Genomic DNA, 25827 nt, shown 5'->3' on the forward strand with positions numbered 1-25827 from the left:
ATGTCCGAACCGTTTGAGTTCGACGGCCGCGTGGCCGTCATCACGGGCGCGGCAAGCGGCTTTGGCCGCGCGTTCGCGCAGCAGGCCGCAGCGCTCGGCATGAAGCTCGTGCTCGCCGATGTCGATCAGACGCTGCTCGACGAAACCGTCAACGCATTGCGCGAAGGCGGCGCGCAGGCCATCGGCGTGCGCACCGACGTGCGCGATGCGGCGCAGGTCGACGCACTCGCGAAGGCCGCGCTCGACACCTATGGCAAAGTCCATCTGCTCTTCAACAACGCAGGCGTCGGCACCGGCGGCTTCGTGTGGGAAAGCAGCGCGCAGGATTGGGACTGGGTGTTCGGCGTGAACGTGATGGGCGTGGCCAACGGCGTGCGCAGCTTCACGCCAGCCATGCTCGCGCAGGGCGAGCGCGCGCATATCGTCAACACGGCTTCGGTAGCGGGGCTGCTTTCGCCGCCCGCCATGGGCGTGTACAACGCGTCCAAGCATGCCGTGGTCTCGCTCACCGAGACGCTCTATCACGACCTGAAGAACGTGACCGACAAGGTGAGCTGCTCGCTGCTGTGTCCGGCCTTCGTGTCGACCGGCATTGCGAACGCCGAACGCAGCCGCCCCGACGATCTGCGCAACCAGGCGCCGCCCACGCGCTCGCAGCAAGCCGCCGATCTGCAGTTGCAGCGCGCGGTGCGTTCCGGCAAGCTCACGCCCGACGACGTCGCGAAGGCGACCTTCGACGCCGTGCGGGAAGGGCGCTTCTATATCCTCACGCATCCGCAGATTCTTCCCTCGGTGAAGTTGCGTCATGAGGACATCGAAACATTGCGCAACCCGACCGATCCGCTCTCGCTCAAACCTGAAGTCAAGAAAGCGCCGCAATAAACGCGGCGCACGGGGTCCGTGCCATGCCACTCACCGCGAAGATCGCACTCGTGCTCGACATGGTGGCCCGCACGGGCCGCGCGCCTTACCACGAGCAGACGGCGCACCAGGCGCGCGCCGAGTATGAAAAGAGCGCGTCGGTGCTCGAAATCCCGTCTGCGCCGATGCATGGCGTGGAAGACCTGCAGGTGCCGATGCGTGACGGCGCGACGATCCGCGCGCGCCTTTATCTGCCGGTCGAGCCGCACTGGGCGGAACCGCTGCCCGTGCTGGTCTACTATCACGGCGGCGGCTTCACGATCGGCAGCGTCGACACGCACGATGCGCTCTGCCGCATGTTCGCGCGCGACGCGCGCTGCGCCGTGTTTTCCGTGGATTACCGTCTCGCGCCAGAACATCGTTTCCCGACCGCGGTGCATGACGCCTTCGACGCCTACGCGTGGCTCCGCGCGCACGCGGCCGAATACGCGCTCGACGCCTCGCGCTTCGCCGTGGGTGGCGACAGTGCGGGCGGCACGCTCGCCACGGTCTGCGCGGTGCTGGCGCGCGACGCGGGTATCGCGCCGGTGCTGCAGCTGCTGTTCTATCCGGCGGTGAGCGCGCATCAGCAAAGCGAATCGCACCAGCGTCTTGCCGACGGCCACTTGCTGACCGCGCCGACGATCCAGTGGTTCTTCGACCACTACGTGCGCAACGACTCGGACCGCGACGACTGGCGCTTCGCGCCGCTCGACGGCACGCGCGGCGAGCCCGATTTTCGCGGCGTCGCGGCCGCATGGATCGGCGTGGCCGAATTCGATCCGCTCGTGGACGAAGGCGAGGCCTATGCGCAAAAGCTGCGCGAAGCCGGCAACGAGGTCACGCTCGTGCGTTACGACGGCGTGATCCACGAGTTCATCAAGATGGGCGCGTTCATCGACGAGGCGCGGCGCGCACAGCAGCAGGCCGCCCACGCGCTGCGCGTGGCGTTCGGCACGGGCGACTGAAACGCGCTCAGCCTCTTTCGACGGTGTAGGTCTCGTGGCGCTCGAAGGCGCCCGGGCGGACGACGCGATGCGCGCCGTCGTCGTCGCTGCGCTCGAGCGCTTCCACATCCAGCAGGGCGCCGCGCAGCGTGACGCGCAGCGCCGTGGTGCCGCGCGTCCCATAGTCGGGCGTTTCGATGAATGCCGCGGAAAGCGCGCGTTCGCGTTCGAGCGAAATGCCCGTGGCGGGCAATTCGCGGTCGGGCGCGACCTGTGGGTCGCGCATCATGTCCACGAGCCGCGCGAGTGGGACTTGCGCGTCACCCGTCGCGAGCTGCGCGAGTTCCGCGCGCTTGCGTACGAGCTTGGGCCACGGCGTGTCGAGCACGGCATTCGAAATGCCGTGCGTGCCTTCGGGCAGCAAGGCCGGCGCGCGGTCCGCGCGATTGCAGTACCACGCCAGCTCGCGCCGCGTCCAGTCGCCGACGATCAGATTGAAGCCGTTGTAGAGATCGCCCGAGCGCGCGATCTCGTCGAGATAGCCCACCGGCGTATCGGGCAGACCTTGCGCGCCGGTCAGCCAGCGCGAGACGAGCGTGCCGCGCGTGGGCGCGTCGGGGCGCATGTCGTTCGGCGCGCGATAGTTCGTGAGCGCGGCGAAGCGGCCGCTGCGCGTCATGCCGAGCCACGTGCCGCCGCCCACGAGATCGCGGCCCGCCAGCACGCCCGTTGCCGAACTGCCCGGCGACGTGACGTCGTCCGCGGCGTCCCACCAGTGCAGCGGCTCGGCGGTGCGGCGCAGGAACTCGTCGCGGTTCGCCGCGAGCGTGAAAAGCGTGCCGGCGCTCGCGCGCGGACGCCAGTCGAACACGATCAGGCACATGGAGCTGGCCCTTGCAGGGTCGGGTCTGGGGCCGCGCCCACGCAACGCGAGGCGCCTGGCGCCTCGCGCGCGATGGACGCGGTGCGCAGCGTCAAATTTCGGCCGGCAACGCGTACGGCAGCGGCAACACACGCAGCGCGGGGCCGTCCGCAGCGCCGAGATGCACGCTGCCCGTTTCGAGCGCGGCAAGCTTGATCTCGGCGAGCAGATCGACACCGCCCTCGGGCGCGGCGGCGGCGTTCACGACCATGCCGCACGGCTGGCTCGGGTCGTCCGAATGAAAGAGTTCGGCGCCCGCATGTGCGGCGTCCAGATTCGCGGCCACATTGGCGAGCGCGGTGCGGCGCTTGATCGTGCCGCGATACTGGCTGCGCGCGACGATTTCCTGGCCAGGGTAGCAGCCCTTGCGGAAGTTCACGCCGCCCAGCACGTCGTAGTTGACCATCTGCGGCACGAACTGCTCGCTCACGGCCTGCGTGATGCGCGGCTCGCCCGCGCGAATGTCGAGCCAGTCCCACACCGCCGGCGACACGCGCTTGACCAAACCGTCGAGCTTCGCGAGGCGCTCCTGCACCGCTTCCTTCGGGCCGACCCACAGATAACGCAGCACGCCGGCCGCGTCGGGCACGCGGATCAGCGTGCCCGCGGGGTCGTCCACTTTCACGTGCACGCCGTCGGGCAGCGCGTCGAACACGCTCGCGAGCGCGCCGCGCACGTCGCCGGCGAGGCCCACCACGAGCAGCTTGTCGCTGTCGTCGGTGAGCTTGGCCTTGGCGCGCAGCACGAACATCGACAGGCGTTTTTGCACCGATGCCTGCACGTCCTTCGAGATCAGGAGACGGATCGTGTCGCCGGTCTTCCAGGTCAGGAACGAGGCGAGCAGACGGCCCTTGGGCGAGCAGTAGCCCGCGAGGCGCGCGCCGGCCACGTCGAGATGCTGGACGTCGTTGGTGAGCTGGCTGTGCAGGAAGGTCGCGGCGTCGTCGCCATTGGCGTCGATCACGCCGAACTGCGGCAGGATTGCGTAGGCGCCGCCTTTCAGAACGGCGTCGAAGTCGGCCGTGGATTCAGGAACGGAAAGCGTGGAAGCGGGATCGAGCGGTGAGTTCATGGATTCGGGGAACAGTCAATCCTGACTTTAGCGAGGGCAAGCAGTTATTATATGAGGTCCCCCTGAGTCGTGTTTCCATGTCCCTTCTGAAGAAATGCCTTGTTGCCGGCGCCGCGCTAGTCGTGATTGGCGCCGCCGCGGCAGGCGGTGTATGGCGCTGGGCCACCACGCCGCTCGAACTGGCCGCCCCACAGCTCGACGTCACCATCAAGCCGCACAGCACCGTGCGCAGCGTCACCCTGCAATTGCGGCGCGGCGGCGTGCCTGTGCAGACGCAACTTTTCGTGCTCATGACGCGCGTGCTCGGCTTGCAGAGCCAGCTCAAATCGGGCAACTACGAGTTCAAGGCGGGCATCACGCCCTATGACGTGCTGCAGAAGATGGCGCTCGGCGACGTGAACGAGTCCGTCGCCACCATCATCGAAGGCTGGACCTTCAAGCACATGCGCGCCGAACTCGACGCGAACCCCGCGCTGCGCCACGACACGGCCGGCATGAGCGACGCCGAACTGCTCGCGGCGATCGGCGCGCCGCCCGCGCCGAACGGCAGCGGCGAGGGGTTGTTTTTCCCCGACACCTATCTGTTCGACAAGGGCTCGAGCGATCTCGACGTGTACCGGCGCGCCTACCGTCTGATGCAGACGCGCCTGAACGAAGCGTGGACCGCGCGTGCGCCCGGCTTGCCGCTGAAGTCGCCCTACGAGGCGCTGACGCTCGCGTCGCTCGTCGAAAAGGAGACGGGCCGCGCCGCCGACCGCGCGCTCGTGGCGGCCGTGTTCTCGAACCGCCTGAAAGTGGGCATGCCGCTGCAGACCGATCCGGCCGTGATCTACGGACTGGGCGACAACTACGCGGGGCATTTGCGCAAGCGCGATCTGCAGTCGGACACTCTTTACAATACCTACGTGCGCCTCGGGTTGCCGCCAACGCCCATTGCACTGCCCGGCGTCGCGGCGATCCAGGCGGCGCTCAATCCGGCATCGACGGCTGCGCTGTACTTCGTGGCGCGCGGCGACGGCAGCAGCGTCTTTTCTGACAATCTTGTCGACCACAACAAGGCCGTCGACAAATACATCCGGGGAAATTAAATGGCGCGGGGCCGATTCATCACGTTCGAGGGCATCGACGGCGCGGGCAAGACCACGCATCTCGCCTGGTTTTGCGATCAGCTCGCCCAGAAACTCGCGCCGACAGGACGTACGGTCGTCATGACGCGCGAACCCGGCGGCACGCCGCTTGGCGAGTCGATCCGGGAACTCGTGCTGCATCAACCGATGGACCTCGAAACCGAAGCGCTCCTGATGTTCGCGGCGCGCCGCGAGCACCTCGCCAAAGTGATCGAGCCCGCGCTCGCGCGCGGCGACTGGGTGCTGTCCGACCGTTTCAGCGACGCCACCTTCGCCTATCAGGGTGGCGGCCGCGGGTTGCCGCGCGACAAGCTCGAAACGCTGGAGCGCTGGGTGCAGGGCGGTTTCCAGCCGGACCTGACGGTGCTGTTCGACCTGCCGCCGGACACGGCGAGCGAGCGGCGCGGCGCGGCGCGCGAACCCGATCGCTTCGAAAGCGAATCCGACGCGTTCTTCAAGCGCACGCGCACCGAATACCTGCGCCGCGCCGAAGAGGCGCCGTATCGTTTCGCGATCGTCGATTCGTCGCAGGGCATCGATGCGATTCGCAAAAAACTCGAACATGTGATCGCAGCGCTTTGATTTCAAGGCGATATTTGGCGTTCTTATAGGGCTGTGCGATCTGCAGGTGAATTCTGCTGAAGATCCCTTAACCGATTGATTCCGAAGATGATCTATCCCTGGCAAACCGACGACTGGCAACGCCTGCAGCAACTGCGCAGCCACTGGCCGCATGCGCTGCTGCTGCATGGCCAGGCGGGCATCGGCAAGCTCCAGTTCGCGCAGCATCTCGCGCAGGGGCTGCTCTGCGAAGCGCCGCAGGCGGGCGGCGAGCCATGCGGCGCCTGTGCGGCGTGCAACTGGTTCGTCCAGGGCAATCATCCGGACTACCGCATCGTCGTGCCCGAGGCCTTGGCGGGCGAAATCGGCCAGGCCGGCGACGATGACGCCAAAGCCGAAAAGGCGGACAAGGCCGACGGCGAAGAGGGCAAGAAGGGCCGCGCGCCAAGCAAGGAAATCCGTATCGAGCAAGTGCGTGCGCTGCTCGGCTTCACGGGCGTGGGCTCGCACCGCGGCGGCCTGCGCGTGGTCGTGCTGTATCCGGCCGAGGCGCTCAACGTCGCCGCCGCGAACGCGCTGCTGAAGACGCTCGAAGAGCCGCCCGCAGGCGTGGTGTTCCTCGTGGTGTCGGCGCGCATCGACCGCCTGCTGCCGACCATCATCAGCCGCTGCCGCCAGTGGCCCATGGGCACGCCCGCGCCCGAAGCCGCCGCGGCCTGGCTTGCACAGCAGGGCGTGGACGACGCGCCGGCGCTGCTCGCCGAAGCCGGCGGCGCGCCCCTCGCGGCGCTCGCGCTCGCGCACGACGAAAACCGCACGCTGCGCGACTGGACCCTGGCCCAGCTCGCGGCGGGCCCCGCCTGCGACGCCTTTGCCTGCGGCGAGACGCTGCAAAAGCTGCCGGTGCCGCTCGTGCTCGGCTGGCTGCAGCGCTGGGTCTACGATCTGCTCGCCGAGCGCACGGCGGGCCGCCCGCGCTACTTTCCGCAGGCCGCCGGCGGCCTCGCGCGCTGCGCCGCGAAGCTCGACGCTGCGGCGCTGGCGCGCTACCTGAAGACGGTCACACGCCAGCGCGCCGTGGAAAACCATCCGCTGAATGCGCGCCTCGTGTTCGAGGAACTCTTTCTCGGCTATCGTGAACTGTTCGCCTGACGTGCACGCCGACGCCCACGATCAGGCCCGAATCCTCCATCGCAGGACCACCCATGTTTGTCGATTCACATTGCCACATCAACTTCGAGGGCCTCGGCGACCGCCTCCCGCAGGTGCTCGAGAACATGCGCGCGAACGCCGTCACGCACGCGCTGTGCGTGTCGGTGGACCTCGAAACGCTGCCTTCGGTGCTCGATATCGCGAGCCGCTACGAGAACGTCTATGCGTCGGTCGGTGTGCATCCCGACCACGAGCACATGCGCGAGCCGACGGTGGCCGAGCTGGTCGAGCTGGCTGAGCACCCGAAAGTGGTGGCGATCGGCGAAACGGGGCTCGATTACTATCGCCTGGGCGAGCGCACGATCGCCGACATGGAATGGCAGCGCGAGCGCTTTCGCACGCACATTCGCGCGGCGCACGCCACCGGTAAGCCGCTCATCGTCCATACGCGAGCCGCTTCGGACGACACCCTGCGCATCATGGAAGAAGAGCGCGCGGGCGAACCGGGCGGCGTGATGCATTGCTTCACGGAGCCGTGGGCGATTGCCGAGCGCGCGCTCGCGCAGAATTTTTACATCTCGCTTTCGGGCATCGTGACGTTCAAGAGCGCGACCGATGTGCAGGAGGTGTCGCGTCGCGTGCCGATCGAGCGCCTTTTGATCGAAACCGATTCGCCGTACCTCGCGCCAGTGCCATTTCGTGGCAAACCCAATGAACCTGCGTACGTGAGCCATGTCGGAAGATTTATTGCACAGCAACGCGGATTGCCGGACGCCGAACTTGGCGCTGTCACCACGCAGAACTTTTTCCGGCTCTTCAAGATCCAGCCGCAGGCCTGAATCGCGAACCGCATGCTGTCAATGATGGTAAATATCAACGAGATAGCAGATAACGTTAAGGCTTGACATGAACTCGAAACCGCTCCCGCACGCCGCCAACCCTGTTCGCCGTACTGCCGCCGCGCTCGTGCTCGGCGTCGCCGCCACCCTGTTCGGCGCCGCGGCGCATGCCGCTCCGATGGACTCGCTCGTCAAGAGCGTCAAGTTCGACGACGACAAGGGCGTGCAAAAAGCGCTCGCGGGCGGCATGGACCCGAACGCCACCGACGACCAGGGCATGCCGCTCCTCGTGCTCGCCGCGCGCGAGAAGTCCGACAAGGTCGGGGCGCTGCTGCTCGACAACCCGAAGACGAACATCGCCGCCGAAGACCGCGCTGGCGAAAACGCGCTGATGCTCGCCTCGCTCAACGGAGACGTGGACTTCGTGAAGCTCCTCATCACCAAGGGCGCCGAGGTCAACAAGAAGGGCTGGACGCCGCTGCACTACGCCGCCGCGAACGGCAACGACGACGTCGCGAAGCTGCTGATCGGCTATTCGGCCGACGTCAACGCGCTGTCGCCCAACGGCACGACGCCGCTCATGATGGCCGCGCGCGGCGACCATCTCACGACGCTCCAGATGCTGCTCGAGCACGGCGCGACGCTTGGCGCGAAGAACCAGATCGGCATGACGGCGCTCGATTTCGCGCGCCAGTACAAGGCGCCGGACGCGATCAAGGACCTCACGGCGCGCATGACCCAGGCTGGCCTCTCCACGGCGAGCCCGGCAGCGCCGCAAAACAGTGCAAAATAATGGGGATGAAGACGGCCGCACTGGACCAACGCGGCCGCCCGGCGGCGCTAGATGCGCCGCTCCCCACGACAACTCAAGGAGAACCATGCTGCGGGTTCTGATCTGTGCGGGCGCGATGGCGTTGCCGCTCTCCGCTTTCGCATTCACGGCAAGCGACCTCAACCGGCTCTGCACGAAGACGGATGTGGCTTCGCGCAGCGCGTGCGCTGCCTATATCGAAGGTGCCGCGGACGGCATCTTCAACACCATCGACGCCATCGGCGGCACTACCGGACCGCGCGTGGGTCAATACTTCTGCCTGCCGCCCGATGCGCGCTCGGCGCAACTCACCGACGCGGTGCGCAAGTACATCGCCGACAACCCGAACGTGGCCGGCTACAACGCCAGTACCGCCATTTCGCTCGGGCTGGGCAAGGCGTTTCCCTGCAAGACCGGCAACGGCAGTTGAAGCCGGCGGGTTCAAGTCGTAACCCGTAGCGCGTAGATAGACATAGCTGGAACCACGGCGCGGCACCGACCACCGCCGCGCCGTTCATCTTCGAAGCCGCAGCGAGGCCAGCTGTCACCATCGCCGTGGCCGTCCGCGGGCCTGCGCCCGTGCCGTTTCCAGGCGTCGCCCTTTGCTCAGGATGCTCAGGAGGAACTGGCCGCAGATGCCGACACTCGACGATCTCTCCCGTTTCACCGACGCGCCGCTGCAGGACTGGCTCGGCACGTTGCTCGTGAGCGCGCTCGCGCTCGTTTTCGCGTTCGGCCTGCACTGGGTCGGCGGACGCGTCTTGCTGCGCGTCGCACGCCCGTATCCGCGCGTCAGCGTGTTCCTGCGCCATATCCGCAAGCCGGCGCTCGCCGTGCTCGCCATTCTCGCGATCGAATTCGTCTGGTGGCAGGCGCCCGATACGCTCCGGCACATCGGCGGTCTGCGCGAGCTGTGCGCGTTCGCGCTGATCGCCGCGATCACCTGGCTTTCAGTGCGCTGCGCGGCGGCGATTGGCGAGGCCATCATCGCCGCCCATCCGCTCGACATCGCCGACAACCTCCAGGCCCGCCGCATCCACACTCAGGCCCGCGTGCTCGCGCGCACGGTGATGGTGCTCATCATCATCGTGGGCGTGGGCTCGGCGCTCATGACCTTCCCGAACGTGAGGCAGATCGGCGCGAGCCTGCTGGCTTCGGCTGGTGTTGCCGGTCTCGTTGCCGGTATCGCGGCACGCCCCGTGCTAGGGAATCTGATTGCCGGTTTGCAGATCGCGCTCTCGCAGCCGATCCGGCTCGACGACGTGGTCGTGATCCAGGGCGAGTGGGGGCGCATCGAGGAAATTACCGGCACCTATGTTTCGGTGCGGATCTGGGACCAGCGGCGGCTCATCGTGCCGCTGCAGTGGTTCATCGAGAATCCGTTCGCGAACTGGACGCGCAGCAGCTCGCAGATCATCGGCACGGTGTTTCTGTGGCTCGACTACCGCATGCCGCTCGCGCCGCTGCGCGAGGCGCTCGCGCGCATCGTCGACGGCGCGCCCGAATGGGACCGCCGCGTGCAGGTTTTACAGGTCACCGACGCCAACGAGCGCGCGATGCAGGTGCGCGTGCTGGTGAGTTCGCGCGACTCGGGCCTGAACTTCGATTTGCGCTGCCGCGTGCGCGAAGGGCTGCTCGATTTCGTCAACGAGCACTATCCGCAGTTCCTGCCGCGCGCACGCGCCGAGGTTTCGGCGGAGCTCGAAAGCAGCACCGGGGAACTGCCGTCCTTCGTACGGCGCCCGGCGCGGCAGGCGGCGGCGAGCACGGCGGCACATACTGAGGCGGATCCCGTGACGGGCACGCGCGTGCCGGGGGACGGCGAGGAGCTGGAGACGCACCGCCCGGTGCGGCCGGCGTCCGAAGCGGCTAAGGGAGAGGACGCAGCGCAAGCCAATGACGCCCGCGAGCCGGCAACTGAAAGCCGCCGCGCCAATAGTTGATAACCGCTGATAGCGGTCGTGAGGGAAAGGAGGAGGAACAGCAAGATGGGCAGACTGATAGTCGTCTCGAACCGCGTGGCGACGCCGACGGAGACCAAGGGCTCGGCAGGCGGCCTCGCAGTCGGCGTATTCGGCGCGCTGAAGGACGCGGGCGGCGTGTGGTTCGGCTGGAGCGGCGACGTGGTGAGCGAGACGGTGGCGAACGCGGGGCCGACGCTCGTCGAAGAAGGCCACGTCACCTTTGCGACCGTCGGCCTCACGCGCAAGGACTACGATCAGTACTACCGCGGATTCTCGAACGCCACGCTCTGGCCGGTCTTCCACTACCGCAACGACCTCGCGCGCTACGAGCGCGACGAATACGCGGGCTACCGCCGCGTGAACGCGTGGCTCGCGCACAAGCTCATGAAGCTGGTCCACCCGGACGACAACATCTGGGTCCACGACTATCACCTGATTCCGTTCGCCGAGGCGCTGCGCTCGGAAGGCGTGCGCAACCGCATCGGCTTTTTCCTGCATATTCCGTTTCCTTCACCGCAGGTGCTGCAGACCATTCCGCCGCACGACGAACTCGTCAGGTCGCTGTGCTGTTATGACCTGCTAGGCTTCCAGACGCAGAACGACCAGCAGGCGTTCCACGACTACATCGCGCGCGAGGCGCGCGGCAAGGTCAGCGAGCGCGTCGGCAATCCGGAGCACGGCGAGGTCGAGGCGTATGGCCGCAAGCTGCGCACGGGGGTCTACCGCATCGGCGTGTTTCCGGACGAGATCGCCGAGCAGGCCGCACGTTATGAAAGCCGCCAGCACGTGCTCGACCTCAAGCAGAGTCTGGAAGGGCGCAAGCTCATCATGAGCGTGGACCGGCTCGACTATTCGAAGGGTCTCGTCGAGCGTTTCCATGCGTTCGAGCAGTTGCTGGAAACGTCGCCCGAATGGCGCGGCAAGGTCACGCTCGTGCAGATCGCGCCGCCGACACGCTCGGATGTCGCGAGCTACAAGGTGATACGCGAGGAGCTGGAGCGCGAGGCCGGGCGCATCAACGGCCGCTACTCGGGCCTCGATTACACGCCGATCCGCTATCTGAGCCAGCAGTACGACCGCTGGAAGCTGATGTCGCTCTTTCGCGAGTCGCAGATCGGCTACGTGACGCCGCTGCACGACGGCATGAACCTCGTCGCCAAGGAGTATGTGGCCGCGCAGAATCCGAACGATCCGGGCGTGCTCGTGCTGTCGATCTTCGCGGGCGCGGCGGCCGAACTCTCGGGCGCATTGCTCGTGAATCCTCATGATGCGACCGGCATGTCGGAGGCGCTGGAACGCGCGCTCTCGATGCCGCTCGAAGAGCGCCAGGCGCGCTACCAGACCAACATGGAGGCGCTCAGACGCAACGATCTCGGCGTCTGGCGAGACACCTTCCTGCGCGATCTCGCGGCGGTGCCCCAGCCGCGCTGATCGATACCGGGCATAGGCGGTTCGCGCGCCGGCACGATTGCGTATGATGCGTGGCTGATCCAGGCACCCGCCGCGCAACTGCCACGCAACCCCGCGCACCTCCATGCTGACTACACTCGCAATCGCCAACTACCGCTCGCTGCGCGAGCTTATCGTGCCGCTCGGTGCGCTCAATGTCGTGACCGGTCCGAACGGCAGTGGCAAGTCGAATCTCTATCGCGCGTTGCGTCTGCTAGCGCTCACCGCGCGCGGCGGCGTGATTCCGTCGCTGGCGCGCGAGGGCGGCCTGCAATCCACGCTGTGGGCGGGCCCGGAGCGCTTCTCGCGCGCGGTCGCGGCGGGGGAATACGCGGTACAGGGCACGGTGCGCAAGGATGCGGTGAGCCTGCGCCTGGGCTTCGCGGGCGACGCCTTCGGTTACGCGATCGATCTGGGATTGCCGCTGCCTTCGTCCACTTCGCAGTTTTCGCTCGACCCGGTGATCAAACGCGAGTGCATCTGGAGCGGGCCGATCCTGCGGCCCTCAGCGTTGCTCGTGGACCGCCAGGGGCCGATGATCCGCATCCGCGACGCCTCGGGCGAGTGGACGACACTCGCGCAGCCCGTGGCGAGCTTCGACAGCATGATGACCGAGTACGCCGACCCGCGCAGCGCGCCCGAAATGATCGCCGTGCGCGAGCAGATTCGCTCGTGGCGCTTCTACGACCACTTCCGCACGGACGAGCACGCGAGCGCGCGCCAGGTGCAGATCGGCACACATTCGCCAGTGCTCGCCGACGACGGCGCAAACCTCGCCGCCGCGCTGCAGACGATCCGCGAGATCGGCGACGGCGAGGCGCTCGATACCGCCATCGGCGACGCCTTTCCGGGCGCGCGCGTCGAAATCGTGAATCACGAAGGCCGTTTCGAGGTGGCGCTGCGCCAGGAGGGGCTATTGCGGCCGCTGCGCGGCGCGGAACTGTCGGACGGCACCTTGCGCTACCTGCTGCTCGCGGCGGCGCTGCTGAGCCCGCGGCCGCCCGGCCTGCTGGTGCTCGACGAGCCCGAGACGAGCCTGCATCCGGACCTGCTGCCGTCGCTCGCGCGGCTCATCGCGCGGGCGTCGCTGCACTCGCAGGTCATCGTCGTCTCGCACGCGGCGCGGCTCGTGGCGGCGCTGGAGCGCGAGGCCGGCAGCCAGTCGGTCGTGCTCGAACGGCGCCTCGGCGCAACCGGGTTCGCCGATCCGGACACGCTCGAGGTGCCGGCCTGGAAATGGCCCGCCAGGTAGGCCGGTAGGGCAAACGCAGGGGTTGTTTCGGCATGTAACACCGTATAGAAATTGAAAGACTGGCGGCGCGCGCGCCCGGCTTGCCGAATAATGGGACAACTGCTGCGTCGCCGCTGGCCGCCAGGACCCGACCCCGCATGAATCGATGCGAATCCGTGCTAACCCGAAGGAAGCCCGGAGCGCCGGACGCCTGGCTTAGAATGACCGGCACCGCAAGAACGGGCAACGCGGCCCCGTTTCCTGGAGAGACTCGATGAGAATTGCGCAGATCGCCCCGCTGACCGAATCGGTCCCGCCGAAGCTCTATGGCGGCACCGAGCGCGCCGTGTCGTATATCACCGAAGCGCTGGTCGAACTCGGGCACGACGTCACGCTGTTCGCGAGCGGCGATTCGCTCACGAGCGCGAAGCTCGAGCCCGTGTGGCCCCGTGCGCTGCGGCTCGACCCCGGCATCCGCGACCGCATTGCACCGCACATGCTCCTCATGGAAATGGTGCGCCGCCAGGCCGACCAGTTCGACGTGTTGCATTTCCATATGGACTACTACTCGTTTTCGGTGTTCAAGCGCCAGGAAACGCCGTTCGTGACGACGCTGCATGGCCGTCTCGACCTGCCCGAGCAGCAGCCGGTCTTCGATACGTTCAACACCGCGCCCGTCATCTCGATCTCGAATGCACAGCGCCAGCCCATGCCGCAGGCGCGCTGGCTGCGCACCGTCTACCACGGCCTGCCCGAGGCGCTCTACACGCCGCAGCCCGTCGAGCCGCGCTATCTTGCGTTTCTCGGCCGTATTTCGCCTGAAAAACGCGTCGACACGGCGATACGCATTGCCGGGCGCTGCGGGCTGCCCATCCGGATCGCCGCGAAGGTCGACGAAGCCGACCGCGAGTATTTCGAGCGCGACATCAAGCCGTTGCTTGCGCTGCCGCACGTCGAGTACGTGGGCGAGATCAACGATAGCCAGAAGGCCGAATTCCTCTCCGGCGCCCATGCGCTGCTGTTCCCGATCGACTGGCCGGAGCCGTTCGGCCTCGTGATGATCGAGGCGATGGCGTGCGGCACGCCGGTGATCGCGTTCAATCGCGGCGCGGTGCCGGAGGTGGTGGAAGAGGGCGTGACGGGCTTTATCGTCGAGGACGAGATCGGCGCCGTGGCGGCGGTGAACCGCATCGCGCGCGTTCCGCGCGCCGGCGTGCGGCGCCGCTTCGAAGAGCGTTTCACCTCGCACCGCATGGCGCAGGAGTACGTGCAGGCGTATGAGGCGGTGATTCGCGCGAACAAGCGCTCGCGCTTCAAGGTGATCGATACGTCCGCGAGCTGAGCACGCGGACGCTCGCGCTGCGCTTAGAGGTCGAGCTTCGTGATCTTCGTGCCGCCGAGCGAGAGGTCGCCGATCAGCCCGCTGTTGGTGAGCACGAAGACCTGCACGGGCTTGGTAGCCGTGGTGGTGTCGATCGAGCCGTTCGCGCCGACCTTCACGAGCGCGACCGATGCGTCGCCGCCTGCCGACCAGCCGCTCGAATTGCGGAATTTCGCCAGCGCGTCTTCGGTCATGAAGAGATAGATGACGGACTTCGACTGCACGCCTAGCGTTGCGCCGACCGAAGCCGACGACGTGCTGTAGAAGCCGACCGTGCTGCCGCCCACGCGCAGCGCGCCGTCGCCGTGTTCGCCGCCGACGCCGATGCCCGCCTGGATCACACGCGGAAACACGAGAATGCCGCGAGCCTTGCCGACCAGCTCGCGCGAGCCCGGAACGGTCTGATAGAGGCGCGACAGGGTGGCGTCGACGTCGGAGTTGATTGACTGGGCGCGCGACGCGTCGGTCGCGGCGTTGGGGGCCTGGCTGCCGGTGGTGGTGCAGCCCGAGAGTGCCGCGACGCCGACGGCGATTGCGACAGAAGCCTTCAAAAGCATGCGAGATGCGGTCATCTTGTTCTCCGTTCTTGTTGCCGGGCGCCGCGATGCACGGCGTCCAGTCGTTATACCCGAACGTCCCGACCCGCACTTTGAGGCTGCGCAGCACAAACGCTGCGCGCTGGAGCATGCACGAAAAGCGCTAGCGCTCCTGCACTGGCTTGGCCGTGGGCCGCCGCAGGGCGCGCTTCACGCCGCCGAGCAGCACGCCGATCGCGAGCAGCACTGCAGCGGGCACGACCCAGTAACCGACGAACGCGTGCCACAAGTAGCCCGCGAGCGTCGTGCGCCGCACGGCGTATTCGTCGCGCGCTTCCTGCTGGCGCTGCGCGTTCGCCGCCAGCACCCCGGCGGGGCAGCCGGCTGCACGCGCGGTTTCGGGCGTGCCGTGGCAGCGCAGCGGGGCGCCGGCGTCGCGCTCGGCGTCGGTGAAGGTCCAGGTGGTCAGCGCGCGCTGCAAATCCGCGCGGTTATACGCCATCTCGTCCTGAACCTCGCGCACCACGACGATCATCACCGGCACGAGCCAGAAGGTGATCACCATGAGCCAGCGGCGAAACCAGCGGTTCTTGTGTCTCCATGCCATCTGCGCCTCCGTTCGATGCCATGGGCATCAACGTCAACGCGGCAGCCCGATGGCTAATGTGTGATTTCTCGGGGAGGGCCGCCGCTGCAGCCATCATAGGAGAAAAACGGCACGTCCGAACGCGGGCGATGACGCAAATCCGCGCAAACCTGCACGATTTCGCATACGTCGACGATGATTCGCACAACCGAAGACACAGGCGCGCAGAGATCGAACAACCGCTGCAACGCACAAAACCGGCGCATAAAAAAACGCGCCACAGCAAACGCTGCGGCGCGCGGATCCTGCCGATGCGAAAGGGTGCAAAACGGTGCGGGAGGATGCCCGAACCCCTTCGCTCAGCTCTTCGTCGAGAGGCAGGTCTTCATGAATGCCTTGCGGTCGTCGCCTTTCTTGTCGGCGGCCTGGGCGTTGCACGCCTTCATGCGCTCCTGCTGGGTCATGGTCGGAGCGGGGGCGCCGGCAGCCGAAAGGCACTGCTTCATGAATGCCTTGCGATCGTCGCCTTTCTTGTCGCCGGCCTGGGTGTTGCATGCCTTCATCTTGTTCTGCTGGCTGTTCGCCGCCGGCGCAGCGGGTGCGGCGGTCTGTGCGAACGCCGGCGCGGCCAGCGCGCCGCCCAGCACGATTGCAGCAATGACGGATTGCATTTTCATCGTTCACTCCCTTGACTTTGGACGTTCTCAGTTGACGTGCGGCCCGCCGTGAATGGCCGGTGCGACTCTCGCGCGCCGCCATTATGGCAAAGCCGCCATTAAAACGACGCAGCAATGTGTTCGGTTGACGCGTGGGCTGCTGCACAATGTTCGCTATCGGCCGTCGACCCTGTCCGGCGCGGCGGCAACAGCACGGAGAACGCGGATGCATTACCTCTTGATGTACGAACTCGCAGACGACTACCTCGAACGCCGTCCCGAACACCGCAGCGCGCATCTGAAGCTGGCATGGGCCGCCGTCGAACGCGGCGAGTTGCTGCTAGCGGGGGCGATTGCCGATCCCGTCGACAATGCGCTGCTGCTTTTTCAGGGCGACAGCCCGGCCGCGGCCGAAGCGTTCGCGCGCGCCGACCCGTATGTGCTCTCGGGGCTCGTGAAGCATTGGCGCGTGCGGCCCTGGCAAACGGTAGTGGGCGAAGCGGCGTCGAATCCGGTGCGATAGGGCGCGAGGGCAGCGGTTGTGAGAGCGGCGGCACGACCGGCGCGGCCTGGCTCTACGCCTCGCCGTTCGCGTCGTCAGCCGCCGCTTGAGCCAACAGGTCGCGCACGGTGTCGTCGCTAACCTGATCGAAGTCGAGATAGAACTGGCCGACGCTGTAGAACGCCTCGGGCATGCGCGCGCAGACGAACTCGTCCACGGTCCCGCCGAGCCGGTCCTGCGAGCCCGCCGGCGCGACCGGCAGCGCCGCGACGATGCGCGCGGGGCCCAGCGTGGCGAGCGCAAGCGCCGCTGCCTTGAGCGACGCGCCGGTGGCCATGCCGTCGTCGACGACGACCGCCACACGGCCCGCGACCGCCAGCGGGGCACGCTCGCCGCGATAGCGCGCCTCGCGCCGTCCAAGCTCGATGCGCGCGAGCGCCATGGCACTCTGCAACTGTGCCTCGCTCACGCCGGCGCTGCGCACGAGCGCGCTGTCCACGTACTGCGCGCCGTTCGACGACAGCGCGCCCATGGCGAGTTCCGTCTGCCAGGGCAGGCCGAGCTTGCACACGGGCAAGACATCGAGCGGCACATGCAGCGCCTTCGCGACTTCATAGGCTACCGGCACGCCGCCGCGCGGCAGCGCGAGGACGATGACGTCGCGTCTGTCCGCGTAGGCCGAGAGCGGGCCGGCGAGCAAACGGCCCGCCTCGCGGCGATCGGTAAAGGGGCGTTCCATGAAGAGGTCCTCCCATCTCGTTGCAGGCAAACAGGCGAATGGCCGCGCAACGATGCGTTCAGTTTGCCACTCGCGGCCACACGCTGCTGGTAAAAGAGCCACCCCCCGCAGGCCCCCACGAAGCGGCGCGCGGCGCGAGCGGGGCGTGCATGCCACTGCCCGCGCGATCCAATGCGGGGCGGCGCTCATTTGCATACGCGGATTTCTCGTTTGGCGCGGGCGTGTCGCGTCGCTACGATGAAGTCGATCCCGCCACCGACGAGGTCTCGCCATGTCCGAATTCGCCTCCTTCAAGCCGCGCGTCGTCGAACCCGTCGTGCCCGATGCGCCCGACGGCCTCGGGCTCGCCGTCGAACTGTGGCTCGCGCGCCCGGTCGACGGCATTGCGGGCCGGGCGTTGCGCATTCACCTGCGCCACGGCGCGCGCATGGAGCAGGCCGAAACGCTGCGCGATCTGCTCCATGCCGTCGGCACCGCCATCGTGGTGTCCTGACGGCCCTCCCGCCGCTCAATCGAGCGGGGTGGCGAAGAGCGCGTCAAGCAGATTCGACGAGGACGTGTCGGCGAGGCGCGTGAGCGATTCGACCATGCGCACCTGGCAGTCCACGAGCGGCAGCATGCGAATGCGCCGCGACTCGCCGAATTCCGCATGCGCGATCACGCCCACTCCCACTCCCTGCGCAATGGCCGTTTGCAATGCCTCGCGGCCGTCCACGTAGAGCACGGGCTGGACCTGCAGTCCTTTACGCACGAGTTCGGCTTCGAGCAACTGCTGCGTGACCGAATGCGTTTCGCGAAACACCATCGGCTCGAGCACGAGCTCCTCGTAAGTCATACGGCGCTTTTTCGCGGCGGCACTCTCAGCGGGCACGACCGCGACGAGCGGTTCCTCGCGCAGCACCCGCACCTGCAGCCGGCTGTGCACCTGGCGCGCGGCCGTGATCGCGGCGTCGGCTTCGCTCGCGAGGACGCGGCGCATGCATTCGGTCGCATTCGCGATCGAAAGCTTGATCACCACCCCCGGATAGCGCCGCCTGAACGCGCCGATCAGCTTGATGGCGAGGTCGGGCGCGTCGGCGGCGAGGGCGAGTTCGCCCGATTCGAGCGCCCCCGCCGCTTCGAGCAGCCGCCGCGCGTCGCGTTCGCACCCCACCATCTGACGCGTCACTGCAAAGAGTCGTCGCCCCAGTTCCGTGAGTTCGACACCGCGAGGCCCGCGCTCGAAGAGTTTGACCCCGAAATCCTGTTCGAGCCGCCGCACATGGTCCGAGACGGCCGGCTGCGTGAGTGAGAGCGCCTGCGCGGCGCGTGAGAACCCGCCGTGTTCGGCGACCGCGTGAAAAGCCCGCAACTGCGCGTATTGCATGTCGAAGCGCTCCGGCAATAGGGGATAAAACAGGGGATAAGTTTAACTTATATCGACATCGATTATATCGATTTTACCGATGGAGAGCGCTGCGTTAACGTGTCGGAATTGACTGTCCCGACGCCCACTGGAGCCCGCATGACCACCCCCGCCGAGCCGTATCTCCTGACCCCCGGACCGCTTACCACTGCGGCTTCGACCAAGGCCGCGATGCAGCGCGACTGGGGCTCGTGGGACGCCGACTTCCGTGCCATGACCGCGCAATTGCGCGCCGCGCTGCTTCAGATCGCGGGCGACGAGCAGGGTGAATACGACTGCGTGCCGTTGCAGGGCAGCGGCAGCTATTGCGTCGAGGCGATGCTCGGCAGTTTCGTGCCGCGCGACGGCCACGCGCTCGTGCTCGCCAACGGCGCGTATGGCAAGCGCATCGCCACGACGCTGCGCTACCTGGGCCGCCGGCACACCGTGCACGATACCGGCGACTACCTGCCGCCGCGCGCCGAAGACGTCGAGCAACTGCTGATCGCGAACCCGGACATCACGCATGTCGTCGCCGTCCACTGCGAGACCAGCTCGGGCATTCTGAACCCGATCGAAGCGATCGCGGCCGTGACGGCCCGCCAGGGGCGGCGCCTTCTGGTCGACTCGATGAGCGCGTTCGGCGCGGTGCCGCTCGACGTGCGCACGCTGCCTTGCGACGCGTTCGTCTCGTCGGCGAACAAGTGCATCGAGGGCGTGCCGGGCTTCGGCTTCGTGATCGCGAAAAAAGCAGTCCTGAACAAAGCAAAGGGCGTGAGCCACTCGCTCGCGCTCGATATCTACGATCAGTGGGAGGTCATGAACCGCACCGGCCAGTGGCGCTTCACGCCGCCCACGCACGCGGTGGCCGCGTTCATCGAGGCGCTGCGTTTGCACGCGCTCGAAGGCGGTCAGCCGGGGCGCCTCGCGCGCTATGCGCGCAACCGCGACGTGCTCGTCGAGGGTATGCGCGGGCTCGGTTTCGAGCCGCTGCTGACCGAAGCCTGGCGCTCGCCCATCATCGTCACGTTCTTTTCCCCGGCCGATCCCGCATTCGAGTTCGCGCGCTTCTACGAACTGATGAAGACGCAGGGTTTCATCATCTATCCGGGCAAGCTGACTAGCGTGGAGAGCTTTCGCATCGGCTGCATCGGCGCGCTCGACGAAACCGTCATGCGCCGCGTCGTGGCCGCGTGCGGCGACGCGCTGCGCACGCTCGGCGTGGCAAGTGCTGCGCCCGCGCCGCTCGACCTCGGCGCACGCGAAGCGCTCGCCGCTTGATGCGCGCACACCGTTAAGACTCCCCACCATCCATTTTTTAGCAGGACACATGCAATGAAACACGTCAAGGCAGTGATCTTCGACTGGGCCGGCACCGTGGTCGACTACGGCTCGCGCGCGCCCATGGGCGCCTTCGTCGAGACCTTCGAGCAATTCGGCGTGCCGATCACGATCGAGGAGGCGCGCGGGCCGATGGGCATGGCCAAGCGTCCGCACATCGCGGCGCTGATGGCGTTGCCGCGCGTCGCGGCGGCATGGGAAGCGCACTACGGCCACGCGCCGGGCGAAGCCGATATCGACGCCGTGTATGACGTCTTCGTGCCGAAGAACATCGCCGTGGCCGCGCAGTACAGCGACGTGATTCCGGGCGTGGCGGCCGTGACCGCCGCGCTGCGCGCCGATGGCGTACGCATCGGCACGACCACGGGCTACACGCGCGAGATCATCGACCAGATCGTGCCGGGCGCGAAGGCGCAGGGCTTCGAGCCGGACAGCATTGTTTGCACGGGCGACACGCCTGAGGGCCGGCCTTCGCCGTACATGATTTATCGCACGCTGCCGCAGCTCGGCGTGTGGCTCGCACGAGACGCGATCAAGGTGGACGATACCGAGGTCGGCATCGAGGAGGGCATCAACGGCGGGACGTGGGCGGTGGGTGTCGCGGTGAGCGGCAACGCGTTCGGCCTGACCGAGGACGAAGTCCACGCGCTCGCGCCCGACGAATTCGCGCGCCGCCGCGCCGCGGCCGTGGAACGCCTGCGTGCGGCGGGCGCGCACTATGTGATCGACAGCGTCGCCGATCTGCTGCCCGTGGTGAGCGAGATCGAAGCGCGGCTTGCCCGTGGAGAGCGGCCCTGAGCCCACCTGAAGGGAACTGAGCGGCACGTTGCGAAGATCGCGCGGGCGGCGTGGCCGCTTGCGTTACCATGGGCGCCCCAGCCACTAGCCGCCGCCCATGAAGACGTTTGTGCTTTTCGTCGTGACCGCGTTCGCCGAGATCATCGGCTGCTATCTGCCTTACCGCTGGCTGCGCGAAGGCGCGAGCGCCTGGCTCCTCGTGCCCGCCGCGGCCTCGCTCGCGCTCTTCGCGTGGCTGCTCACGCTCCACCCCACGGCCGCCGGTCGCACCTATGCGGCCTACGGCGGCGTCTATGTCTGCGTGGCGATTCTCTGGCTCTGGGCCGTCGAGGCGATCCGGCCGAGCCCCTGGGACTGGGCCGGCATCGGCTTCACGCTGGCCGGCATGGCGCTCATCATGTTCCAGCCGCGCTGAGCGAATCCAGGCTCAGCCGACCGTATTGACCTGCGGAAACTTGTCGCGGAAAGCCTGCGGCATCGGCACGACCTTTTTCGCTTCGTAGTCGAAGAACACGAAGCCCGATTTCGCCATGGCGATGAGCGCGGCATCGGCGGGCCGTGTGATGCGGAAGATGATGTCGCCGCCGTACTTGTTGAAATCCATGATGCCCACCTCGAAGCACAGCGCGTCGCGCGCGTAGGCTTCGGCGCGATAGGTCGTGGCGAGGTCGGTGACGATGATGCTCGTGTGCGCGTCCTTCATGTCCTCGATGCCCGCGTCGAACAGAAAACGCGCGCGCGCCTCGGAAATCATCGAGATCATCGAATCGTTGGCGAGGTGATTGGCCGAATTGATGTCGGTGACGCGCACCGTGAGGTGCGTCGAGTAATAGAACTGGTCTTCGGGAAAGTGGAGCTCGATGCGGGCCATGATGCGATGCGAAAAAATGGGGACGGGCAGCGCCACCGGGCTTGCGCGGCGTGGGCGCCGGGCCCGATTGTAACGGCAGGCGCGCCGCCGCCGGCGCCAGCCCGGCGCTAGAATGCGTGGGCGTTCTGCCCCCAGGCGGCCCTACATTCCATCGATTCCCGTCATGACCGACTTGCCCGGCCGCGCATCCCCAACCGCCGCCGAAGCCATTCCGGCACCGCACGATCTGCCCACCCTGAACGGCCGCACCGTCGCACTGCACCCGCTGTGCGCGCAAGACGCGCCGCGCCTCGTCGCCGCGGCGGCGGACGGCGAACTCTGGAACCTGAAGGTGACGGTGGTGCCTGGGCCCGCGACCGTCGACGCCTGGATCGCCAGGGCGCTCGATGGCGTGAGCGCCGGCACCGTGATCCCGTTCACGATCCGCCTGCGCGAAAGCGATCGCGTGGTGGGGAGCACGTGCTTCTGGAAGGTCGACCGGGAGAACCGCAAGCTGGAGATCGGCTCCACGTGGCTCGCGGCCTCGGCGCAGCGCACCATCGTGAACACGGAGGTGAAGTTCCTGATGCTGAGTTACGCCTTCGAAACGCTCGGCTGCGTGCGCGTGCAGTTCACGACCGACGTGCTCAACGCGAAGTCGCGCGCCGCGATCCTGCGCCTCGGCGCAAAAGAAGAGGGTGTGGTGCGGCGCGAACGCATCATGCCGGACGGCCGCAAGCGCGACTCCGTGCGCTTTAGCATCATCGAGGACGAATGGCCCGAGGTGAAGGCGGGCCTGTTGCGCCGGCTGCTGGGCGCCGGCTGAGCGCTGCCGCATCATGGCGGCCGGGAACGCTAGCGCAGGCGCTCGGGTGGCGCTTCAGGCGGCGGATCGCCTGCCGGCACGGGCGGCGGCTCGACGTCCGGCACCACCGGAGGCGATGGCGGCCGACGCGGATTGTCGGGCTCCTCGGTCGGCAGATGAGCCTCGGGGCCGCGTCGAACACGGGCGGCGAGAAGGAAATTCGAACGCATAGACCTCTCCGGGATGCGCGAAGCGTGCGCCTGATGTGGCACCGCGGTACCTCGGCGCCGCGTTCGCACGAATCCATTTGCCCGGCTGGCCGCAAACGCCGTGCCGGGCTCGGGCCTGCCCGGGCCGGTACGCGGGTTGCTGCTTTTTAAGCAGGGACCTGCGCGGTCAGCTCGCTTCGACTTTGCGGGGGTCCTCGCACCCGGGCTCGCATCGTATTGAAGGAGGACCGATGACCAGGCACACCCCACCGACGAAGGGTTTCATGGCCGGCGCGCTCGCGCTGGCAGTCGTCCTGGAAGGAGCACCGGCGGGCGTGGCGCTCGCGCAGGACAACACCGGCGCGGATCGACCGACCACGGCGCCCGCCACGGCGCCCGCCACGGAGTCGAACGGGGCGAAGGCCAACGGCGTGTACCCGGCGCCGACCCAGGGCGTCGAACAAGGCGTGCCCGCCAACAAGGACGCGCAGGCCACGCGAACGACGCATTCCTCGAAACACAAACCGCATCACGCGAAGCAGCCGGTAAAGGGCGCGGCAAAAGAAACGACAAACGGCGCAGCGAACGCGTCGGCTGCCAGCGATGCGAGGGAGTAAGACGATGCACGAAAATCGCGCCTTTCGTTTTCCGCGCCATCTGCGCGAAAGCCGTCCGGCCCAAGGCAAAAGCGGTGTGGAAACTTTCTTCCTGGCCGGGCACGGATGGGTGCCGAACAACGCCCGGCTTCCCGTCATCGTCTATCGGCGCGCGCTGGCGCCGGGCCCCCATGACCTTGCACGGGCGTTCAACGAGCGCTTCGAGACGAACGGCTGGCCGGTGCAATGGCTCGACGGCGTGTTCGACTATCACCATTTCCACTCCACGGCGCACGAGGTGCTCGGCGTGTTCGCTGGCACAGCCGAACTGATTCTCGGCGGCCCGGGCGGACGCGTGCTGCGCGTGCATGCCGGCGACGCGCTGCTGCTGCCGGCCGGCACGGGCCATTGCCTGCTTTCGCTGGCCGGCGGCTTCCGCGTGGCGGGCGGCTATCCGCGCGGGCAGCAGTGGGACATCCGCCGCGACGCGCTGACTTCGGCGGAGTTGCGCGCCATGCAGGCGCTCCCGTATCCCGCTAGCGATCCCCTTTACGGCGAACGCGGCCCGCTGATCGAGCACTGGCTCGCGCAAGCCTGAGTGCGCCGGGCACAGCGCTTGCATTCGCGCGGTATTCACCGTGCATTCGTACAAGGGAGGGGGATACCATGACGACACAATCGAATCGCCCACTGAATTTGTGTGACCTGGCCTGCCGCCGCGCAACTGCGCTCGTTGTCGCGTTTGGGTGCGTGTTCGGCTGTGCACTGGGCGTGCCGTCTGCCGCGCTCGCGCAGGGGGCTCCGCAATCGATCGCCGTGCAGCGCATGGCGACGGTGCAGTCGGGCACCGGCTTTCGCGCCTCGAAGCTCGTGGGCTCCGATGTCTACGACAATAGCGGCAGCAAGATCGGCGCGATCGACGACATCGTGCTCGAGTCGCCTAACCAGGGCGCCTTCGCGATTCTCTCCGTGGGCGGCTTCCTCGGTTTGGGCAAGCATCTCGTGGCCGTGCCGTTCAACGACCTGCGCATCGACCGCAAACAGATCGTGCTGCAGGCCGACAAGGACCAACTGAAGGCCATGCCCGAGTTCAACTACGCGCACGAATGACGCGCTCGTACGCGAGCGTGATTGCCGGACGTCAAGACGGCCAGTGCCTGAGTCTAAAGTCTTATTGCGCGCCCCTCGTCCACACACCATAGTGGATGGATGCCTTGTGTGAGGCGTCTGAAGCGGGGAGCGATGCAATGGCGAAGAAAGAGGAAGTCAAGGCCGCGAGCACAGCCGTGCCGACGGAAAAACTCAGCGAAAAGGCCTATCAAAAGGAGCTCGAGCGCCTGCATGGCGAACTCGTTCGCTTGCAGGAGTGGGTGGTCCAGAAGCGCCTCAGGGTATGCATCCTGTTCGAAGGCCGCGACGGCGCAGGCAAGGGCGGCACGATCAAGGCGCTCACCGAACGGGTCAGCCCGCGCGTGTTTCGCGTCTTCGCGCTGCCCGCGCCCACGGAGCGCGAGAAGTCGCAAATGTACTTCCAGCGCTACCTGCCGCTGTTGCCCGCCGCGGGCGAGATCGTGGTGTTCGACCGCAGCTGGTACAACCGTGCGGGCGTCGAGCGCGTGATGGGTTTTTGCACGCCGGAACAGGCGACGGAATTCCTGCGCGGGGTGCCGCTCATCGAGCGCGCCATCATCGACTCGGGCACGATCCTCATCAAGTTCTGGCTCGAAGTGAGCCAGAAAGAGCAGACCCGGCGCCTCGAAGGTCGCATCAACGATTCGCGCAAGATCTGGAAGCTTTCGCCCATGGACCTCCTGTCGTATAGCCGCTGGTACGACTATTCACGGGCGCGCGACGAAATGTTCGACATGACGGATACGCCGGAATCCCCATGGTTCGTTGTCCGATCCGATGACAAGAAGCGTGCGCGTCTGAACGTCATCAGCCATATTCTGAACACCATTGCGTACAAAGCGCTGCCGCGCGAGAAGGTCACGCTGCCCGAGCGCCAGAAGCCACAAGGCTACCGCGACCCGGACTATCCTTACCGCTACGTGCAGGAGAAGTACTGAGCGGCATGGCGTTCGATCCGGCGCAGCCTGTCGTCGCGCCGGATCAAACCACACTATCATCACGATTGAACGCTCACGAGGGGTTAGACCATGGCCGAGCTGCTGCTGGGTAATATCGACGAACACGTCACGGACGCCGAAATCAACGAGTTTCTGGAGCGCTACGGTTTTCCGCCCTACGACGCGATTCAGCGCATCGAGGGGGCGGGCCGTCCCGGCGCGCTGCTCACCTTCCACGCCGCGAGCGAGGAGGGGCTGCGCAGGTTGCAGGGCCGCATTAACAACCTGTTCTGGCGCGAGCACACCATCAGCGCCCAGGTCATGCCGCCGCCACGCGAGGAGTAGGCGCCACGCAAACGCACAACAGGGCGCGCACCGCGGCTTCGCCAGCTGCGGTGCG

General features: G+C 67.0%; 31 protein-coding genes. 23 read left to right on the plus strand and 8 right to left on the minus strand.

Annotated elements, in window-relative coordinates; genetic code table 11:
• Complete coding sequence (locus A3CW_RS0130830; RefSeq protein ID WP_028207002.1) at positions 1 to 882, plus strand: SDR family oxidoreductase; 882 nt, start codon at positions 1 to 3, stop codon at positions 880 to 882.
• Positions 883 to 905: 23 nt separating this feature from the next.
• A complete protein-coding gene (locus tag A3CW_RS0130835) occupies positions 906 to 1868 on the plus strand; it encodes an alpha/beta hydrolase (protein WP_028207003.1) in 963 nt (320 codons plus the stop codon).
• Positions 1869 to 1875: 7 nt separating this feature from the next.
• On the opposite strand, the gene A3CW_RS0130840 is transcribed toward A3CW_RS0130835, so the two are convergent.
• The gene (locus A3CW_RS0130840; protein ID WP_028207004.1) at positions 1876 to 2730 is read right to left on the minus strand and encodes an NRDE family protein; all 855 of its coding nucleotides are present in this window, start codon (positions 2728 to 2730) and stop codon (positions 1876 to 1878) included.
• Between the two features lie 91 nt (positions 2731 to 2821).
• Positions 2822 to 3841 (minus strand): CAF17-like 4Fe-4S cluster assembly/insertion protein YgfZ, encoded by a 1020-nt coding sequence (gene ygfZ, locus A3CW_RS0130845; protein ID WP_028207005.1) that lies wholly within the window; start codon positions 3839 to 3841, stop codon positions 2822 to 2824.
• A 77-nt stretch (positions 3842 to 3918) separates the two neighbouring features.
• Here ygfZ and mltG point away from each other — a divergent pair, with 77 nt between their 5' ends.
• The 10 genes from mltG to A3CW_RS0130895 all read left to right on the plus strand — a co-directional run bounded on the left by mltG (position 3919) and on the right by A3CW_RS0130895 (position 14317).
• Complete coding sequence (mltG, locus tag A3CW_RS0130850) at positions 3919 to 4929, plus strand: endolytic transglycosylase MltG (protein ID WP_028207006.1); 1011 nt, start codon at positions 3919 to 3921, stop codon at positions 4927 to 4929.
• A complete protein-coding gene (tmk, locus tag A3CW_RS0130855) occupies positions 4930 to 5550 on the plus strand; it encodes a dTMP kinase (protein WP_028207007.1) in 621 nt (206 codons plus the stop codon). It abuts the gene before it with no gap.
• An 87-nt stretch (positions 5551 to 5637) separates the two neighbouring features.
• Complete coding sequence (locus A3CW_RS0130860; RefSeq protein WP_028207008.1) at positions 5638 to 6681, plus strand: DNA polymerase III subunit delta'; 1044 nt, start codon at positions 5638 to 5640, stop codon at positions 6679 to 6681.
• Positions 6682 to 6734: 53 nt separating this feature from the next.
• On the plus strand, positions 6735 to 7520 hold the full coding sequence (locus A3CW_RS0130865; protein WP_028207009.1) for a TatD family hydrolase: 786 nt from the start codon (positions 6735 to 6737) through the stop codon (positions 7518 to 7520).
• Positions 7521 to 7587: 67 nt separating this feature from the next.
• Complete coding sequence (locus A3CW_RS48080) at positions 7588 to 8313, plus strand: ankyrin repeat domain-containing protein (protein ID WP_051481823.1); 726 nt, start codon at positions 7588 to 7590, stop codon at positions 8311 to 8313.
• Positions 8314 to 8398: 85 nt separating this feature from the next.
• The gene (locus A3CW_RS0130875; protein WP_028207010.1) at positions 8399 to 8761 is read left to right on the plus strand and encodes a Rap1a/Tai family immunity protein; all 363 of its coding nucleotides are present in this window, start codon (positions 8399 to 8401) and stop codon (positions 8759 to 8761) included.
• Positions 8762 to 8966: 205 nt separating this feature from the next.
• Positions 8967 to 10274, plus strand: coding sequence for a mechanosensitive ion channel family protein (locus A3CW_RS48085; protein ID WP_081771884.1), 1308 nt, complete (start codon positions 8967 to 8969; stop codon positions 10272 to 10274).
• 45 nt (positions 10275 to 10319) lie between these two features.
• Positions 10320 to 11726 carry an alpha,alpha-trehalose-phosphate synthase (UDP-forming) gene (otsA, locus tag A3CW_RS0130885; protein WP_028207011.1) on the plus strand — a complete coding sequence of 469 codons (1407 nt, stop codon included), beginning with the start codon at positions 10320 to 10322 and terminating at the stop codon, positions 11724 to 11726.
• A gap of 103 nt (positions 11727 to 11829) precedes the next feature.
• Positions 11830 to 12996, plus strand: a complete 1167-nt coding sequence (locus A3CW_RS0130890) for an AAA family ATPase (protein ID WP_028207012.1) — start codon at positions 11830 to 11832, stop codon at positions 12994 to 12996.
• A gap of 253 nt (positions 12997 to 13249) precedes the next feature.
• The gene (locus A3CW_RS0130895) at positions 13250 to 14317 is read left to right on the plus strand and encodes a glycosyltransferase family 4 protein (protein ID WP_028207013.1); all 1068 of its coding nucleotides are present in this window, start codon (positions 13250 to 13252) and stop codon (positions 14315 to 14317) included.
• A 23-nt stretch (positions 14318 to 14340) separates the two neighbouring features.
• Here the strand turns inward: A3CW_RS0130895 and A3CW_RS0130900 are convergent, their stop codons facing one another.
• From A3CW_RS0130900 to A3CW_RS0130910, 3 genes are all read right to left on the minus strand, one after another.
• Complete coding sequence (locus A3CW_RS0130900) at positions 14341 to 14928, minus strand: BPSL1445 family SYLF domain-containing lipoprotein (RefSeq protein ID WP_028207014.1); 588 nt, start codon at positions 14926 to 14928, stop codon at positions 14341 to 14343.
• Positions 14929 to 15055: 127 nt separating this feature from the next.
• Positions 15056 to 15499, minus strand: a complete 444-nt coding sequence (locus tag A3CW_RS0130905) for a hypothetical protein (protein ID WP_028207015.1) — start codon at positions 15497 to 15499, stop codon at positions 15056 to 15058.
• Between the two features lie 338 nt (positions 15500 to 15837).
• Positions 15838 to 16155 (minus strand): PsiF family protein, encoded by a 318-nt coding sequence (locus A3CW_RS0130910; protein ID WP_028207016.1) that lies wholly within the window; start codon positions 16153 to 16155, stop codon positions 15838 to 15840.
• Between the two features lie 205 nt (positions 16156 to 16360).
• Here A3CW_RS0130910 and A3CW_RS0130915 point away from each other — a divergent pair, with 205 nt between their 5' ends.
• On the plus strand, positions 16361 to 16657 hold the full coding sequence (locus tag A3CW_RS0130915; protein WP_028207017.1) for a YciI-like protein: 297 nt from the start codon (positions 16361 to 16363) through the stop codon (positions 16655 to 16657).
• Positions 16658 to 16709: 52 nt separating this feature from the next.
• Here A3CW_RS0130915 and A3CW_RS0130920 read toward each other — a convergent pair whose 3' ends face one another.
• Positions 16710 to 17375 (minus strand): phosphoribosyltransferase, encoded by a 666-nt coding sequence (locus A3CW_RS0130920; protein WP_028207018.1) that lies wholly within the window; start codon positions 17373 to 17375, stop codon positions 16710 to 16712.
• Positions 17376 to 17646: 271 nt separating this feature from the next.
• Here A3CW_RS0130920 and A3CW_RS0130925 point away from each other — a divergent pair, with 271 nt between their 5' ends.
• Positions 17647 to 17868 carry a hypothetical protein gene (locus A3CW_RS0130925; RefSeq protein WP_028207019.1) on the plus strand — a complete coding sequence of 74 codons (222 nt, stop codon included), beginning with the start codon at positions 17647 to 17649 and terminating at the stop codon, positions 17866 to 17868.
• Positions 17869 to 17883: 15 nt separating this feature from the next.
• Here the strand turns inward: A3CW_RS0130925 and A3CW_RS0130930 are convergent, their stop codons facing one another.
• Positions 17884 to 18741: a LysR substrate-binding domain-containing protein gene (locus A3CW_RS0130930; RefSeq protein ID WP_028207020.1), complete on the minus strand. Its 858-nt coding sequence runs from the start codon at positions 18739 to 18741 to the stop codon at positions 17884 to 17886.
• Between the two features lie 138 nt (positions 18742 to 18879).
• Here A3CW_RS0130930 and A3CW_RS0130935 point away from each other — a divergent pair, with 138 nt between their 5' ends.
• From A3CW_RS0130935 to A3CW_RS0130945, 3 genes are all read left to right on the plus strand, one after another.
• Positions 18880 to 20040, plus strand: a complete 1161-nt coding sequence (locus A3CW_RS0130935) for a 2-aminoethylphosphonate--pyruvate transaminase (protein ID WP_028207021.1) — start codon at positions 18880 to 18882, stop codon at positions 20038 to 20040.
• A 54-nt stretch (positions 20041 to 20094) separates the two neighbouring features.
• Positions 20095 to 20898 (plus strand): phosphonoacetaldehyde hydrolase, encoded by an 804-nt coding sequence (gene phnX / locus A3CW_RS0130940; RefSeq protein ID WP_028207022.1) that lies wholly within the window; start codon positions 20095 to 20097, stop codon positions 20896 to 20898.
• 97 nt (positions 20899 to 20995) lie between these two features.
• Positions 20996 to 21313, plus strand: a complete 318-nt coding sequence (locus tag A3CW_RS0130945; RefSeq protein WP_028207023.1) for a YnfA family protein — start codon at positions 20996 to 20998, stop codon at positions 21311 to 21313.
• A gap of 12 nt (positions 21314 to 21325) precedes the next feature.
• Here the strand turns inward: A3CW_RS0130945 and A3CW_RS0130950 are convergent, their stop codons facing one another.
• Positions 21326 to 21769 carry a thioesterase family protein gene (locus tag A3CW_RS0130950; RefSeq protein ID WP_028207024.1) on the minus strand — a complete coding sequence of 148 codons (444 nt, stop codon included), beginning with the start codon at positions 21767 to 21769 and terminating at the stop codon, positions 21326 to 21328.
• A gap of 163 nt (positions 21770 to 21932) precedes the next feature.
• Here A3CW_RS0130950 and A3CW_RS0130955 point away from each other — a divergent pair, with 163 nt between their 5' ends.
• The 6 genes from A3CW_RS0130955 (at position 21933) to A3CW_RS0130985 (ending at position 25772) form a co-directional block, all read left to right on the plus strand.
• Complete coding sequence (locus tag A3CW_RS0130955) at positions 21933 to 22574, plus strand: GNAT family N-acetyltransferase (RefSeq protein ID WP_028207025.1); 642 nt, start codon at positions 21933 to 21935, stop codon at positions 22572 to 22574.
• Between the two features lie 439 nt (positions 22575 to 23013).
• Positions 23014 to 23379, plus strand: coding sequence for a hypothetical protein (locus tag A3CW_RS0130965; RefSeq protein WP_154678077.1), 366 nt, complete (start codon positions 23014 to 23016; stop codon positions 23377 to 23379).
• A gap of 4 nt (positions 23380 to 23383) precedes the next feature.
• Positions 23384 to 23956: a cupin domain-containing protein gene (locus A3CW_RS0130970; RefSeq protein WP_154678078.1), complete on the plus strand. Its 573-nt coding sequence runs from the start codon at positions 23384 to 23386 to the stop codon at positions 23954 to 23956.
• Positions 23957 to 24024: 68 nt separating this feature from the next.
• Positions 24025 to 24468 (plus strand): PRC-barrel domain-containing protein, encoded by a 444-nt coding sequence (locus A3CW_RS0130975; RefSeq protein ID WP_051481824.1) that lies wholly within the window; start codon positions 24025 to 24027, stop codon positions 24466 to 24468.
• A gap of 137 nt (positions 24469 to 24605) precedes the next feature.
• Positions 24606 to 25427: a polyphosphate kinase 2 gene (gene ppk2, locus A3CW_RS0130980; RefSeq protein WP_028207029.1), complete on the plus strand. Its 822-nt coding sequence runs from the start codon at positions 24606 to 24608 to the stop codon at positions 25425 to 25427.
• A gap of 90 nt (positions 25428 to 25517) precedes the next feature.
• The gene (locus A3CW_RS0130985; RefSeq protein ID WP_028207030.1) at positions 25518 to 25772 is read left to right on the plus strand and encodes a hypothetical protein; all 255 of its coding nucleotides are present in this window, start codon (positions 25518 to 25520) and stop codon (positions 25770 to 25772) included.
• The last annotated feature ends 55 nt before the right edge of the window (positions 25773 to 25827 follow it).

The sequence above is a fragment of the Paraburkholderia nodosa DSM 21604 genome (assembly GCF_000519185.1).
Lineage (GTDB): Bacteria > Pseudomonadota > Gammaproteobacteria > Burkholderiales > Burkholderiaceae > Paraburkholderia > Paraburkholderia nodosa.